The following is a 13664-nucleotide window of genomic DNA, read 5'->3' as shown; positions in this document are numbered from 1 at the left end:
TAGACAAAAAGGCTGATGATCACTTGGGATCACCAGCCCCTATTCAAAACAATTTATTTAACAGTTTTACCTGCTTTAAAGTCAGCTAAGACTTTAGCGCGTTCTGCGTCAGACATCGCGATTAAACCGTCACGCTCAGCTTTAGAACCTTTACCAGTCGCTTTTTTGCTTAGGAAGTATTCTACATACTGTGGTAAACCTTTAACTGATTTTAAGTGTTCGCCTTTCACATAGAAGAATAATGGGCGAGATACAGGGTATGTACCATTTAACACAGTTTTCTCAGAAGGAAGTACGTTGTTTACTGATGCTACACGTAACTTGTCACGGTTCATGTCATAGAAACTTAAACCAAACACACCTACTGCACTTGGAGAAGTTTTTAAGCGAGCTAGAGTTTCTGTATAGTCGCCAGCAATTTCAATTACACGGCCGTCTTTACGGAAAGTCGAACATGCTTTCTTCTGAGCATCTTTATCTAGGTTTTTGAAGTATTCGTATGATTCACAACCAGCATCAACCATTTTTTCTTGGAAAACTTCACGCGTACCGTGGTTAGACGCAGGAATTACAAGCGTAATAGGTTCATTAGGAAGTGATTTGTCAATTTGGTTCCAGTTTGTATAAGGGTTTGGAACCAATTTACCTTTTGAAGGTAACTGTGCAGCTAAAGCAGCAAACACATGGTAAGGTTTTAATTTATAAGCTGCTTTGTGTGAGCTAGACGCGAATACAATACCGTCATAACCGATTTTGATTTCTTGAATTTGTTTTACGCCAGCTTTGTTACAAGCTTCAATTTCTGTAGTTTTAATTTTACGAGAAGCGTTTGCAACGTCGATCGTGTTGTCACCAACGCCTTGACAGAATTGTTTTAAACCAGCAGAAGAACCACCAGAACCTACAACAGGAGTTTTAAATTGAGGGAATGTATTACCAAACTCTTCAGCTACAACGCTGGCAAACGGTAATACAGTTGAAGAACCAGCAATTTGAATCGTATCACGAGCTGCATTTGCAGTCGTTGTTACAGCGGCCCCAGTTACTGCTAACGCAATTGCGATTTGACGTGGATTTAAGCGCATTCTGTTCTCTCTCATTAATGCAATAGGTTGTACGTCACTTTTTGTTGAGTGCTTGTACGCTCTTCGATAGCTGCATTGTGAATAGAAAATATGACAAATAAGTTACAGTATTATGACGCTTTCATGATTTTTATAATGTTCATTGTCACATTTCTAAATCTATTTTATATCAATCATTTAATCTTATTTTATAAGGGTTGTGTTACCTCAATTTTATATTAAATATGACAATCACCCAAATTGATAAAATTACAATTATTCTTAAATTATAAAAACTTAAAGAATTTAATAAATTGATATTACAAAGTTAATTTATTGACATATTTCTCAAATTTTTATATGTCATATTTATTTTTAAAAAATTATTTCGTTCTAACATGAAAATATTATGACAAAAAGATAAACGGTTACCTGCTCTTTGTCAGATAACCGCAATATCACTATCAATTTAGCAATTAGTTTGATTGTACTTCTGGCATAGGAACCATTTTTTTACGGTACTTGAAGAAATACATGATGGCTAAAACAGCAAGCCAGATTGGACCTAAAATTACAGCCAGTCTCATATCTGGCGTCATTGCCATAATAATAAGAATAAAGCATACAAAGCTAATGGTTAAATAATTACTCCATGGACTCATAATGCTTTGGAACTTGGTTTGGCGACGTTGTAATTTCATTGCTTTGGTAAATTTCAAATGTGTGACTGAAATCATGAGCCAGTTAATAACAAGTGCAGCCACAACCAACATCATAAAGAGCTGAAAAGCTTGACCAGGGATTAAATAGTTCACCACCACACAGACTGCTGTGATTGATGCAGAAACAAGTGCTGCTGGAACCGGAATACCACGGCTGTTTACTTTTTTCAAAATTGCAGGAGCATTACCCTGCTCTGCCAAACCATGCAACATACGGCTATTACAATAGATACAACTGTTATAAACCGAAATAGCAGCAATTAAGACCACAAAGTTCAGGACGTTCGCAACGCCATTACTATTGAGTGACTGGAAAATCATGACAAATGGACTACCGCCTTCTGCCACCATATTCCAAGGGTAAAGGCATAAAAGAATACCGATTGCGCCGATATAAAAAATCAGGATGCGGTACACAATCTGGTTCACTGCTTTTGGAATTGTTGTTTCTGGTTTCTTCGTTTCTGCCGCAGCAATACCAATAAGCTCTAAGCCACCAAATGCGAACATAATGACAGCCAAGGCCATAATAAAGCCATGAATACCATGTGGGAAAAAACCACCGTGTTGCCATAAATTTGCAACACCCGCTTGTGGACCTGCTGAACCTGAAAATAATAGATAAGCACCAAAGCCAATCATGCTTAAAATCGCAACAATTTTAATGCACGAAAATAAGAACTCGGATTCCCCAAAAAAGCGGACATTTACCAAGTTAATGCCGTTAATTAAAATAAAGAAAAATAATGCAGTCATCCATGTCGGAATTTCAGGCCACCAGAACTGTATAAACGTACCAATTGCACTCAGTTCGGCCATACTTACCAGTACATACAACACCCAGTAGTTCCAACCAGACATAAAACCAGCCATTTTGCCCCAGTATTTGTTCGCAAAATAACTAAAAGAACCACTTACCGGTTCTTCAACAACCATTTCGCCCAAATGACGCATAATTAAAAAGGCAATCACCCCTGCAATTGCATATCCTAATAAAATTGAAGGACCAGCCAATTTAATTGTTTGAGAAAGACCTAAGAATAACCCTGTTCCGATCGCCCCTCCGAGTGCGATGAGTTGAATATGCCGATTGGATAAGCCTTGTTTTAACTCGTGCTTATTGTTTGCATCCATAACATTATCTCCAATGTTGGTGTCACTTCCTGTACACCTTTATTCAGCACCATATCCGAAGGCCAGAAACCGACCTTCGGACATAAGTTGCTTTAATATGAGTCCATTTAATTTTGAGAAGACTTGTCCTATCTTCTATTTAAAACGAGCTTGCATCCTTACATTTAATCGGTTGGGAACGCTCCTTTAAAATTTCATAGCCACGATCGCCATAGTCAAAACGTGCAATCACGGAAGCAAATTTTTTCAAACTTACTGGCGCATCCATTGCAGGTAGTTTTAATTCAATAAAAGTTAACTGGTCATTTTGCTGAACGTTGTCTAAAACGCTCTTTAGCTGCCCTGCGGTTTCAACTACATAAGTTGTATGACCCTTTTTACCGTTAAATACCGCTGGAATTTCAGTGTATTTCCAGTTTTGTACATCGTTATAAGCAGCGGTTTCACCCATAATTAGGCGCTCAATGGTGTAACCACCATTGTTCAGCAAGAAAATAATTGGTTTTAAACCGTGACGGATAATTGTAGAAAGCTCTTGTACCGTAAGCTGGAAAGAACCATCGCCAATAAATAAAATTTGACGGCGTTCAGGAGCAGCTAACAAACTACCAAGCAAAGCCGGCAAGGTATAACCAATAGAACCCCAAAGCGGCTGAGCAATATATTTAGCTGTCGCTGGAAGCTTTATACCCGACAAAGCAGAGTTTGATGTCCCGACTTCACCAATAATCACATCATCTTCTTTTAAGAAACCTGAAATGTAGTTCCAAAGCACATCTTGGCTTAGCTTTTGTTGAGCTGGCGCTTCAACTACTTTCTGAGGTTGTTTTTCGAGAAGAGGAGTTGATGATTTACGTGGTGCAACTTTTTTATTTAGCTCAACAAGTAACTGGCCAATCTCAATACCTGGAAAATCCTGACCAAAAATATTTAAGCCATAAGATTTAATTTCGATGTAGTTCTTGGTCTCAATTTGATGCGTAAATACAGCTGAACCTACATCGGTAAAGCGTGCACCAATCCCAATTAAACAGTCAGATTGCTCAATGATATTTTTCACATGCGGTTGGCTTGCCCCACCTACATAAGTCCCGATATAACGAGGTGAGCCCTCATCCATAATATTTTTTGCAGTATTCATACCTGCAAATGGGATTGAGCATTTTTGAGATAAGTCATTTAAAAGTGAAGTAACCCCAAAAACCGAAGCTTCATTATCAATAAGAAGCGCTGGACTTTGAGCATTCTCAATAATGTCACAAAGTTTGCTTACCACACTTTGCAATAATTCAGGTTCAACTGCTGGATAGCTTAGGTCGAGCGGACGCTCAGATACTTCAATTTTAACGTGGGTAATATCACCTGGTAGTTGAATGTGTACAGGACGACGCTCAAGGAAACATTGACGTAACACGCGGTCAATTTCAAAGGCTGCATTTGCTGGAGTTAAACGTGTTTGGGCAACAGTGAACTCTTTCATACAGTTCATAATGTTGTCGTAGTTACCATCAACTAACGTATGGTGTATGAGAGTGCCCTTTTGAACTGCATGTAAAGGTGGAATACCTGAGATATGAATAAGAGGTACATTTTCTGCATAGGCCCCTGCAATACCATTAATCGCACTTAAGTCACCTACACCATAAGTGGTTGCCAAGGCAGAAAAGCCGTTAATTCGTGCATAACCGTCTGCTGCATAGGCAGCATTTAATTCATTACAATTTCCAATAAATTCGAGTTGTGGGTCTGCTTCAACTTGTTCTAGATATGAGAGGTTAAAATCACCAGGTACACCAAAAAGATGTTGGATACCCATTTGTTTTAGACGAAGATTTAAAAATTCACCAATTTCTATGAACATTGCTCTATATCCTTTGAGACCAATTTTTATTCCATAGAAAAATAATATTTCATCTATCTTTTAGATTTCGTGCATAATGAAAACGCATTTTAATAAAAATACATGATTTGTGTATCATAAAAGGATTTTATGCAATGGATAAGTTCGACTGGCAAATCATTCAGGCACTACAAAAGAATGGACGGCTCACTAATCAGGAAATTGGAGATTTAATCGGTTTATCTGCTTCGCAATGTTCAAGACGACGTCAATTGCTCGAGCAAAAAGGCGTGATTCTTGGTTACACGGCGCGCATTCAGCAACAGGCGCTAGGACTGGAAGTTACAGCGATGATTCATATTAATTTAAGGACACACGAGGCAAAATCACAACAAGCTTTTCAAGAGCTGATTGAAGCTGAAGACAACATTCAGGATGCATTTTCAATTAGTGGCGATGCGGATTTTATTTTAAAAGTTGTTGCTGAAAACTTAGAACAGCTTTCCCAATTTGTGACTGAAAGATTGCTTTCTTATAATTTTATAGGGCACATAAAGTCTTACATTGTTCTTAAAAAAATTAAAGAACAGAATCATTTTTTAATCAAGCCTAAAAGCATGAGCTATCATCACTCCCAGTAAGCAAGCGAAGCTTTTCTCCCATATAGATCAAAATAAAAAGGCGGATACTAGATCCGCCTTAAAATGAATATTTAGACTTTACTGATATGAACCGTTTGCCCAATCGTATTTTCAAGTAAACCTTCTAAGCCAAACTCAGCACCTAAGCCTGACATTTTCCAGCCACCAAAAGGTGCATGAGGCAGCACTTCTGCATGGGTATTAATCCAAACCGTTCCGCATTGAAGCTGAGTAGCATAAGTTTGAGCAGCCTTAATATCAGAAGACCAGATTGAACCACCCAAACCAAACTCGCTGTCATTGGCACGGGCAATTGCATCGTTGATATCTGTATATTTTAAAACAGGCAACACTGGACCAAATTGCTCTTCTTGTACCACGCGGCAAGAGTCAGAAACTTCAGTCAAAATAGTTGGCGCAATACAGTAGCCCTGCTCTGGAACTTGTTGTTGTCCAGAAAGTGCTTTTGCACCTTGTTCAATCGCTTCAGCAATAAGAGCTTTCACCTTGTTATATTGCATTTGGTTTTGTACTGGACCAAATGTTGTAGAAGATGCCATTCCATCCCCTACCACTTGAGCGTTGGCAATATCAGCTAACTTTTGAGATAAAGCTTCATATTGGCTTTCATGCACATATAAACGCTTTAACGCCGCACATGTTTGACCAGCATTCAAGAACGCCATATTAAAAATCTTGGCTGCAATTTCATCGATATTTGCATCTGGCAATACAATACCCGCATCATTACCACCCAACTCTAAAGTTAAGTGTTTTAACTGCTGAGCTGCACCAGCCATAATGTGCTGACCTGTTCGAGTTGATCCCGTAAACACGACTTTTTGCACATCTGGATGAGAAGATAATGCTTCACCAATCTCACCAGCACCAACCACAATTGAGATCACACCTGCCGGAACTTCTTGCTGAATGATTTCACATAAACGTAAAGTCGATAGTGGTGTGTATTCAGAAGGTTTGCTAATGACAACGTTACCTGCACGTAAAGCAGGCATGATATGCCAAACCGCAATCATGAGTGGCCAGTTCCATGGCGTAATTGAAGCCACTACACCTAATGGTTGGCGATGGCGCTCAATACGCTTAGTTTCACTGTCTTCAATGACTTCTACAGGTAAATCCATAGCAGCCGCATAACGCGTCCAACCAATTGCACCCTGCACTTCCATTTGTGCAAGTGCCAATGGCTTACCCTGTTCAAGCACAACCAACTCTGCAAGCATTTCAGCGTGCTTTTCAATGCCATCTGCAATCTTGTTTAAGATTGACTTACGCTCTTCGTGTGAAACTTGCTGCCAAGCTTTAGATGCCTGTTTAGCTGCACTCACTGCCTGATTGACCTGTGCAACCGATGCTTTTGCACAACGTGCAGCAGTTAAGCCAGTAGCGGGGTTAAGAATTTCTAGTTCACCTTGTTCACCTGAACAAAGTTGACCGCCAATAATGAGTTTAAATTCATTGAGCATATTCGCTTGTTGCATTTCTTCTTCCTTGTCTTAATTGTAATTACAGCCACTTACTTTTTTCAGTTAAAGCGGGATTATTTAAAGTGAGTACGATATTGATATATCAATGCGACCCAAAATATCGGGAACATACCAATACAATAAGAAATTTGCTCCCCATAAATCATGCATAATTATTTATGTTTTTTGAAAATATGCATGTTTTGTGCATTTCATTCTCTTGCGATGCACACTTTTAATAAAAATAATATGTAATAAAAAAGCCCGGCAATAAACCGAGCTTTTTTTGTTATCAACTTAATTAGTCGATTGGTGGTACATAGTTACCAGAAGCAATTGCATCTTTAATGCGGTCAGCTTCAGCCAATACTTGACCTAAAAGGTTTTTAACATTTTCGAATGTTACAACAGGGCTTAATGTTGTCATCTTCAATGACTGCACATTACCCACTTTTGTTACACCGATATTTGCTTCACCACGTGCAAACAATTCGTCTGCTACGTTTTGGTTTAAACTATCGATAAACTCAACTGGGTAGCCTTGTGGCACAACCCGGAACAATACCGAAGCAAATTGTGGTTCAACCAAAAGCTCTAAACCTTCAGTTGCCTTGATGTAATCTGCAACTTCACGAGTCAGTTTGACACCATGGTCAATCATTGAACCGTAAAGGTCTTCACCTAGTGATTCAATTGTCATCCACAATTTCAATGCATCAAAACGACGAGTCGTTTGTAATGACTTAGATACAAGGTTTGGTACACCATGTTCTTCGTCATAAGCAGAGTTCAAGTATTCAGCTTCGTAGTGCATGAAACGGTAGTTCGCTTCGTCTTTCAACAAGAACGCGCCACAGCTAATGCTTTGGAAATAATGCTTATGGAAGTCGAGGGTAATCGAGTCAGACAACTCAATACCATCAAGCATTGCACGATAGTCATTTGACAAGATCAGTGCACCGCCCCAAGCCGCATCGATGTGCATCCATGAACCATACTTAGTCGTGATTTCACGAATTTTCTTCAATGGGTCAATTGCACCAGCATCAGTTGTACCTGCTGTCGCAACAACACAAGCAACCACTTTGCCTTCAGCTTGAAGATGTGCCATCGTTTTTTCGAGAGCATCAACATCCATCTGTGCATTTTCATTCACAGGAACAGTCACAACTGACTGGAAGCCCATGCCCATCATTGCCATGTTCTTTTGCACAGAGAAATGCGCATTTTCAGAACAAATGACTTTGACGTTTTTCATTGCCTCAGCTGGAATACCATCACGCTGTACAGACCATGGGTTACCATTTTCGTCTTTCCAGTTTTTCGAGATGCACCAGTCACGAGCAAGCAATACACCCATCAAGTTAGATTGAGTACCGCCAGAAGTGAAAACACCAGCCTGACCAGAACCATAACCTACTTTTTGACGCAACCAATCAATAAGCTGAACTTCCATTAATGAACCTGCCGGGCTTTGATCCCATGAGTCCATAGACTGGTTAGTTGCATTGATTAACACTTCCGCAATCTGGCTCATCACCATAGTTGGGCAGTGTAAATGCGCTAATGAATGTGGATGGTGTACTTTCAAGCTTTTATTTAAGAAAAGCTCAATCATACGTTGAAGTGATTCTTGTACACCCATACCCTCTTTTGAAGGTTGGAAAGAAATTGCTGAACGCAATTCTTTAATGCTACCGCCTGTGTACATTTTTTCATTTTGCAACCATGCTGAAACGGCTTTTACCGCTTCGCCCATTGCTGACTCATAGTCAGCAATGGATTGTGCATCATTGCAGAGTAACGCTTTACGATGTTCTGCAAAATCCACCATTCTTACGCGCCTCGTACTGCAACCAATGCTTCTGCAATCGCTTTCTTGAAGCGGGCAATTACTTCAACACACTCTTCTTGAGTAATGATAAGTGGGCAAAGTAAACGAATTACTGTACCGTTACGACCGCCTTTTTCAAGCAATAACTTGTTGTTAAAGCAAGCAGTCTGGATCGCAGCCGCTAACTGAGAGTCAGCAGGATGAGAACCGATACGGTCAGCAGGTTTACGCTCGTCAACGATTTCAACGCCGATCATTAAACCACGGCCACGTACGTTACCGATACATGGGAATTCAGTAGCTAATTTTTTCAATTCAGCTTGTAAGAAATCACCGCGTTCTTGCGCATTTTGAGCGAGATTTTGTTCGCTAATCGTTTTTAATACGACAAGACCAGTACCCATAGCAAGTTGGTTACCACGGAAAGTACCCGTGTGACCAGCAGGCTGCCAAGCATCAAATTTACGCTTAATACCTAATACTGCAAGTGGTAAACCACCACCTACTGCTTTAGACATTACAACAACATCAGGTTCAATACCTGCATGTTCGAATGCAAACATTTTGCCTGAACGTGCAAAACCAGCTTGAACTTCGTCTAAAATTAAAACGATGTTGTGCTTTTCAGTCACTTCACGGATTTTTTGCAACCATTTTACTGGAGCAGTAACCACACCGCCTTCACCTTGAATTGCTTCAAGAATAACAGCTGCAGGCTTAGTTACACCGCTTTCAACATCTTCAATAAAGTTTTCAAAATAGTAAGTTAAAGCATCAACACCAGCTTCACCGCCTAAACCAAGTGGGCAGCGATATTCATGCGGATATGGCATGAATTGTACGCCTGGCATTAAACCATTAACCGAGTTTTTCGCACTTAAGTTACCAGTCATTGCAAGTGAACCATGGGTCATCCCATGATAACCACCAGAGAAACTGATAACTGAACTACGACCAGTGTAAGTCTTAGCAAGTTTAACCGCTGCTTCAGTCGCGTCTGCACCAGCAGGACCACAGAACTGTAAGCAGTACTCTTCTTTACCGCCTGGTAAATATGCTAACAACGCTTCAGTAAACGCATCTTTTAAAGGTGTGGTTAAGTCTAAAGTATGCAATGGCAAACCACTTGCCAATGTGTCTTGAATACTTTGAATCACCGCAGGATGATTATGACCTAAAGCCAATGTACCTGCCCCAGCTAAACAATCAAGGTACTGTGTACCTTCAACATCAGTAACCCAGCAACCTTGTGCTTTCGCTATCGCTAACGGTAATTTACGTGGATAGCTACGAACATTCGATTCCATCTGACTTTGGCGAGTCAAATAATATTCGTTGGTAGCATTAGTGGCAGGGTTGACAGAAGTAACGCTCATATCGGATTACCATCTCTGATAAGGGTAGAAAGAAATAAGTCTGGTGACTTTTGGTCCTTTGACTCGGTGCTTTATAGAACTAGCGAAGACACATATTTTATATCTTGTAACTAGGAGCGCGATGATACCTAATTTTGCAAGAAAAAAAACGTCTTTTGTGTACTTTACTCATCTAATCTTATTGAAAAAATGTATTATCCCAATAGTTATGATGAATTATCATCATACTATGTGACAACCTAAAGAAAATATTCTTTTTTTATATTAGTTTGATTTTTTAAGTTACATTGAAATACTTTATTTTTAAGTTTTTATTTTTTAAAGCTTTTATTTGCACCAAAAATTAAAAAAATTGATTTAAATATTACAAATACCCCACAAAATCTGCAAAAGTTATGCATAACTTATGTTTAACATTTCTTAATGAAAAAAATTAAATTTATATTAATTTTTAAAGGATAAATTTATGCGTACTTTAGCAATATCTACTCTTCTACTTGGTACGGTACTCAGCCCTATGGTTTTTGCCCAAGATGATAATGCACTTCACTACAATATCGTAAATGTACAAGCTGAAGCTTCTCGTCAGGTATCTAACGATGAAATGCACGCAACTTTATATATTGAAAAAAGTAACAAGCAACCTGCTGAACTTTCAAATCAAATTAACCAGTTAATGAATCAAGCACTTGCGACTTCACGTAAATACCCGCAAGTAAAAGTGGAAACTGGTGCTCAAAGCACTTATCCAATTTATGACAATGACAGTAACAAGTTAAAAGAATGGCGTGGCCGTGCAGAAATCCGTTTAGAAAGTAAAGATTTTAAAGCAGCAAGCCAATTGATTAATGAGTTACAGCAAAACTTCCAAACTCAGTCGATTAACTTTAGCGTTTCAGATGAGCAACGTAAAAAAGTTGAAAATGAGTTAATGGTTGAGGCATCTAAAAGCTTCCAGCAACGTGCTCAAATGCTGACTCAAGCTTGGAATAAAAGCCAATACACATTGGTGAATCTGAACTTGAATACCAACAATTACTTCCCTCAACCTGTTATGCGTGCCAGCCTAGCTAAGTTCGCTGCTGCTGAAGCGGCACCAGCTCAAGACATGGCTGCTGGTGAGTCTAAAATTACCGTAAATGCAAACGGTTCAATCCAGTTTAAATAATTTATGTTTCAAACTAAAAAACCGCATTCTTCATGCGGTTTTTTATTGCTCGCTATTAATGTTCTAAACGTAAATCCTGCAATGAACTCCACGCTGCTTTAGCTAACACATCTTTATAAACTTTAGGGTCGGACTTTACACGTTGTGATAACCACGCACGGCAATAGCTCTCTGTAGAACCAATCACCAATGAAAGCAAAAGCTCATTTGGAATTAAACTTAATGCTTTAAATTCTTCAAAATTTGCAATCAGACTAAATATATTTTGGTTTCTGTTCTTATTTCTTTGGACGAGCTGCTGGTGTTCTTCACCTTTCATCATGTTAAAACGTGCTGAATTTAAAAATCTTGCGAATTCAGGCTGCTCACTTACCCAGTCCACATAACTATGAATTAAAGCAAATACCACATCTTGTAGCGTTTTGGCCTGTTTTAAGTATTCATCTCTTAGAGCCGTTTGGTCATCTAAAGCTGAAAAAAATAATGCCGCGACGATACCCTCTTTATTTTTAAAATGGTGATAAATCGCTCCAACACTCGTTTTGGATTTGGCACGAATCATTTCTATACTGGTCGTTTCAATACCATGCTCTAAAAAACAGACTAAAGCATCTAACAATATTTGTCGTTTTAAAACAGCCCTTCTTCCGGGATACAAACGTTCTAATAAGTTTTGAGCAGATACCATTTTGTATTCTCTGACCAGTCATCGGAGATATTTTGAATGACTTGACGCCTATTTGTAAACAGAACTATATTCTTTAACAGAATAATATTCTGTATTTAAAATTATAGGAAGTAAAATTATGCCAACTACCTTAGAACTTTGGAAAAAAGTGACTGCTTTTCCTAAAGGAAAGTGGACATTCTCTCGTATGCTGTGTCTAAAAGCACCCTATTTCGGTAGCATTTCCCCTCTTTTTATTGAGTTAAAACCGAACTATTGCGAAATTTCTATTAAGAAGAAGCGCTCTGTGCTTAATCACATTGGAACAGTCCATGCGATTGCCATGTGCAATATGGCAGAACTCGCAGGTGGAACCATGACAGAAGTGTCTGTCCCTTCTACCCATCGCTGGATTCCTAAAGGCATGACCGTTGAATATTTAAAAAAGGCAGAAACAGATCTCATCGCTATTGCAACGCCTGTACAAACTGATTATGAGTGGGAAAAAGCAGGAGAATATTTAGTAAGTGTAGATGTTTACGACACTCATAAAGACAAAGTTTTTCATGCGGTCATTACAATGTGGATTTCTAAAAAGAAATAAAAAAAGCCCTGAAATTTCAGGGCTTTTTTAGCTTATTTTTTAAATGGGAAAGCATATTTTGCAATACGCCCAACCACTTGGCCGAACTGTTTAACAAAGCTGGCATTGTTATAGTTCAAACCATATTTTTTACAAACTGCTTCAACTTTTGGAGCCATTTGACGATAACGACGAGCAGGAATATCTGGGAATAAGTGGTGTTCAATTTGGTGGCTTAAGTGACCAGATAAAATGTGGAATGCTTCCGAACCAGTTAAGTTAGAAGAACCACGAATTTGGCGCATATACCAGTGACCGCGGCTTTCATCTTGTAAAACTGTTTTTGGAAACACTTCGGCATCTTTTGTGAAGTGACCACAGAAAATAATACTGAATGTCCAAATATTACGAAGACCATTTGCAACCAAGTTTCCTGTAAATACAGGTAATGCTGCAGGACCTGCAATGAGTGGGAAGAAAACATAGTCTTTAAAAAGTTGTTTACCAATCTTTTTATTCACTGGTTTTAACTCTTCCAAAAATTTTGCTTTAGTCTTACGTTTGTAAAGAACACGACCAATTTCAAGATTCTGGATTGCTACGCCCCACTGGAATAATAAGCAAAACGGAATACTATAAATAGGTTGAAACAAGAAACCTGGTTTCCAACGTTGCTCTGGGAATAAGCGAAGTAAGCCATAACCAATGTCATCATCGATACCTTTAATATTGGTATAAGTATGATGCTTATAGTTATGCGTTTGACGCCAGTTATCCGATGTACCTACTGTGTCCCACTCATACGTTTGACCATTAAACTTAGGATCATTCATCCAGTCATACTGACCGTGCATCACGTTATGGCCGAGCTCCATGTTCTCCATAATTTTAGAGAAGCCTAATAGACCTGTACCTAAAATCCATGCTGGCGGAAACCAACCTGCAAATAGACATGCACGGCCTAAAAGACCGCTATAGCGAACTGCTGCATAAACACGGCGGATGTATTTTGCGTCTTTTTCACCCAAATCATCCAATACTTCTTGTTTGATCTGATCAAGCTCTTTTGCAAATGCTTCAAGTTCCGCTGGAGTCAAATCGCGATTTTTAGGATTTTTAAAATATTCGACTTTCACTGGCATATTCAT

11 protein-coding genes are annotated in these 13664 nt (G+C 39.0%); 3 read left to right on the top strand and 8 right to left on the bottom strand.

Features of this window, described 5'->3' with window-relative positions; translation table 11 throughout:
• Positions 1-53: 53 nt before the first annotated feature.
• The 3 genes from ACIF8R_RS00325 to ACIF8R_RS00315 all read right to left on the bottom strand — a co-directional run bounded on the left by ACIF8R_RS00325 (position 54) and on the right by ACIF8R_RS00315 (position 4781).
• Positions 54-1085, bottom strand: a complete 1032-nt coding sequence (locus ACIF8R_RS00325) for a substrate-binding domain-containing protein (protein WP_002052826.1) — start codon at positions 1083-1085, stop codon at positions 54-56.
• Between the two features lie 455 nt (positions 1086-1540).
• Positions 1541-2920 carry an amino acid permease gene (locus ACIF8R_RS00320; protein WP_396478347.1) on the bottom strand — a complete coding sequence of 460 codons (1380 nt, stop codon included), beginning with the start codon at positions 2918-2920 and terminating at the stop codon, positions 1541-1543.
• Positions 2921-3059: 139 nt separating this feature from the next.
• Positions 3060-4781, bottom strand: coding sequence for an alpha-keto acid decarboxylase family protein (locus tag ACIF8R_RS00315; RefSeq protein ID WP_396478345.1), 1722 nt, complete (start codon positions 4779-4781; stop codon positions 3060-3062).
• A gap of 134 nt (positions 4782-4915) precedes the next feature.
• Here ACIF8R_RS00315 and ACIF8R_RS00310 point away from each other — a divergent pair, with 134 nt between their 5' ends.
• Entirely contained in the window at positions 4916-5401 is a 486-nt protein-coding gene (locus ACIF8R_RS00310) for an Lrp/AsnC family transcriptional regulator (RefSeq protein ID WP_000357090.1), read from the top strand.
• 71 nt (positions 5402-5472) lie between these two features.
• On the opposite strand, the gene ACIF8R_RS00305 is transcribed toward ACIF8R_RS00310, so the two are convergent.
• From ACIF8R_RS00305 to ACIF8R_RS00295, 3 genes are all read right to left on the bottom strand, one after another.
• Positions 5473-6903: an aldehyde dehydrogenase family protein gene (locus ACIF8R_RS00305; RefSeq protein ID WP_396478343.1), complete on the bottom strand. Its 1431-nt coding sequence runs from the start codon at positions 6901-6903 to the stop codon at positions 5473-5475.
• A 286-nt stretch (positions 6904-7189) separates the two neighbouring features.
• Positions 7190-8722: an aspartate aminotransferase family protein gene (locus ACIF8R_RS00300; protein WP_174723061.1), complete on the bottom strand. Its 1533-nt coding sequence runs from the start codon at positions 8720-8722 to the stop codon at positions 7190-7192.
• A 2-nt stretch (positions 8723-8724) separates the two neighbouring features.
• Positions 8725-10098 (bottom strand): diaminobutyrate--2-oxoglutarate transaminase, encoded by a 1374-nt coding sequence (locus tag ACIF8R_RS00295; protein WP_396478341.1) that lies wholly within the window; start codon positions 10096-10098, stop codon positions 8725-8727.
• A gap of 466 nt (positions 10099-10564) precedes the next feature.
• Here ACIF8R_RS00295 and ACIF8R_RS00290 point away from each other — a divergent pair, with 466 nt between their 5' ends.
• Positions 10565-11266 carry an SIMPL domain-containing protein gene (locus tag ACIF8R_RS00290; protein ID WP_212511058.1) on the top strand — a complete coding sequence of 234 codons (702 nt, stop codon included), beginning with the start codon at positions 10565-10567 and terminating at the stop codon, positions 11264-11266.
• Between the two features lie 55 nt (positions 11267-11321).
• Here ACIF8R_RS00290 and ACIF8R_RS00285 read toward each other — a convergent pair whose 3' ends face one another.
• A complete protein-coding gene (locus ACIF8R_RS00285; RefSeq protein ID WP_396478340.1) occupies positions 11322-11954 on the bottom strand; it encodes a TetR/AcrR family transcriptional regulator in 633 nt (210 codons plus the stop codon).
• Between the two features lie 118 nt (positions 11955-12072).
• Here ACIF8R_RS00285 and ACIF8R_RS00280 point away from each other — a divergent pair, with 118 nt between their 5' ends.
• On the top strand, positions 12073-12537 hold the full coding sequence (locus ACIF8R_RS00280) for a hotdog fold domain-containing protein (protein WP_396478338.1): 465 nt from the start codon (positions 12073-12075) through the stop codon (positions 12535-12537).
• A 32-nt stretch (positions 12538-12569) separates the two neighbouring features.
• Here the strand turns inward: ACIF8R_RS00280 and ACIF8R_RS00275 are convergent, their stop codons facing one another.
• Complete coding sequence (locus ACIF8R_RS00275) at positions 12570-13664, bottom strand: fatty acid desaturase family protein (RefSeq protein WP_396478336.1); 1095 nt, start codon at positions 13662-13664, stop codon at positions 12570-12572.

The organism is Acinetobacter sp. ABJ_C4_1, assembly GCF_044538495.1.
Lineage (GTDB): Bacteria > Pseudomonadota > Gammaproteobacteria > Pseudomonadales > Moraxellaceae > Acinetobacter > Acinetobacter nosocomialis_A.
The sequence above is the reverse complement of the archived record's forward strand: the minus strand, read 5'-3'. Positions and strand labels throughout refer to the sequence as shown.

Coding starts and splice junctions, on each gene's coding strand:
- ACIF8R_RS00275 (WP_396478336.1), bottom strand. CDS start 13,664: ATGAATATGCCAGTGAAAGTCGAATATTTTAAAAATCCTAAAAATCGC.
- ACIF8R_RS00305 (WP_396478343.1), bottom strand. CDS start 6,903: ATGCAACAAGCGAATATGCTCAATGAATTTAAACTCATTATTGGCGGT.
- ACIF8R_RS00290 (WP_212511058.1), top strand. CDS start 10,565: ATGCGTACTTTAGCAATATCTACTCTTCTACTTGGTACGGTACTCAGC.
- ACIF8R_RS00280 (WP_396478338.1), top strand. CDS start 12,073: ATGCCAACTACCTTAGAACTTTGGAAAAAAGTGACTGCTTTTCCTAAA.
- ACIF8R_RS00325 (WP_002052826.1), bottom strand. CDS start 1,085: ATGCGCTTAAATCCACGTCAAATCGCAATTGCGTTAGCAGTAACTGGG.
- ACIF8R_RS00295 (WP_396478341.1), bottom strand. CDS start 10,098: ATGAGCGTTACTTCTGTCAACCCTGCCACTAATGCTACCAACGAATAT.
- ACIF8R_RS00310 (WP_000357090.1), top strand. CDS start 4,916: ATGGATAAGTTCGACTGGCAAATCATTCAGGCACTACAAAAGAATGGA.
- ACIF8R_RS00285 (WP_396478340.1), bottom strand. CDS start 11,954: ATGGTATCTGCTCAAAACTTATTAGAACGTTTGTATCCCGGAAGAAGG.
- ACIF8R_RS00300 (WP_174723061.1), bottom strand. CDS start 8,722: ATGGTGGATTTTGCAGAACATCGTAAAGCGTTACTCTGCAATGATGCA.
- ACIF8R_RS00315 (WP_396478345.1), bottom strand. CDS start 4,781: ATGTTCATAGAAATTGGTGAATTTTTAAATCTTCGTCTAAAACAAATG.
- ACIF8R_RS00320 (WP_396478347.1), bottom strand. CDS start 2,920: ATGGATGCAAACAATAAGCACGAGTTAAAACAAGGCTTATCCAATCGG.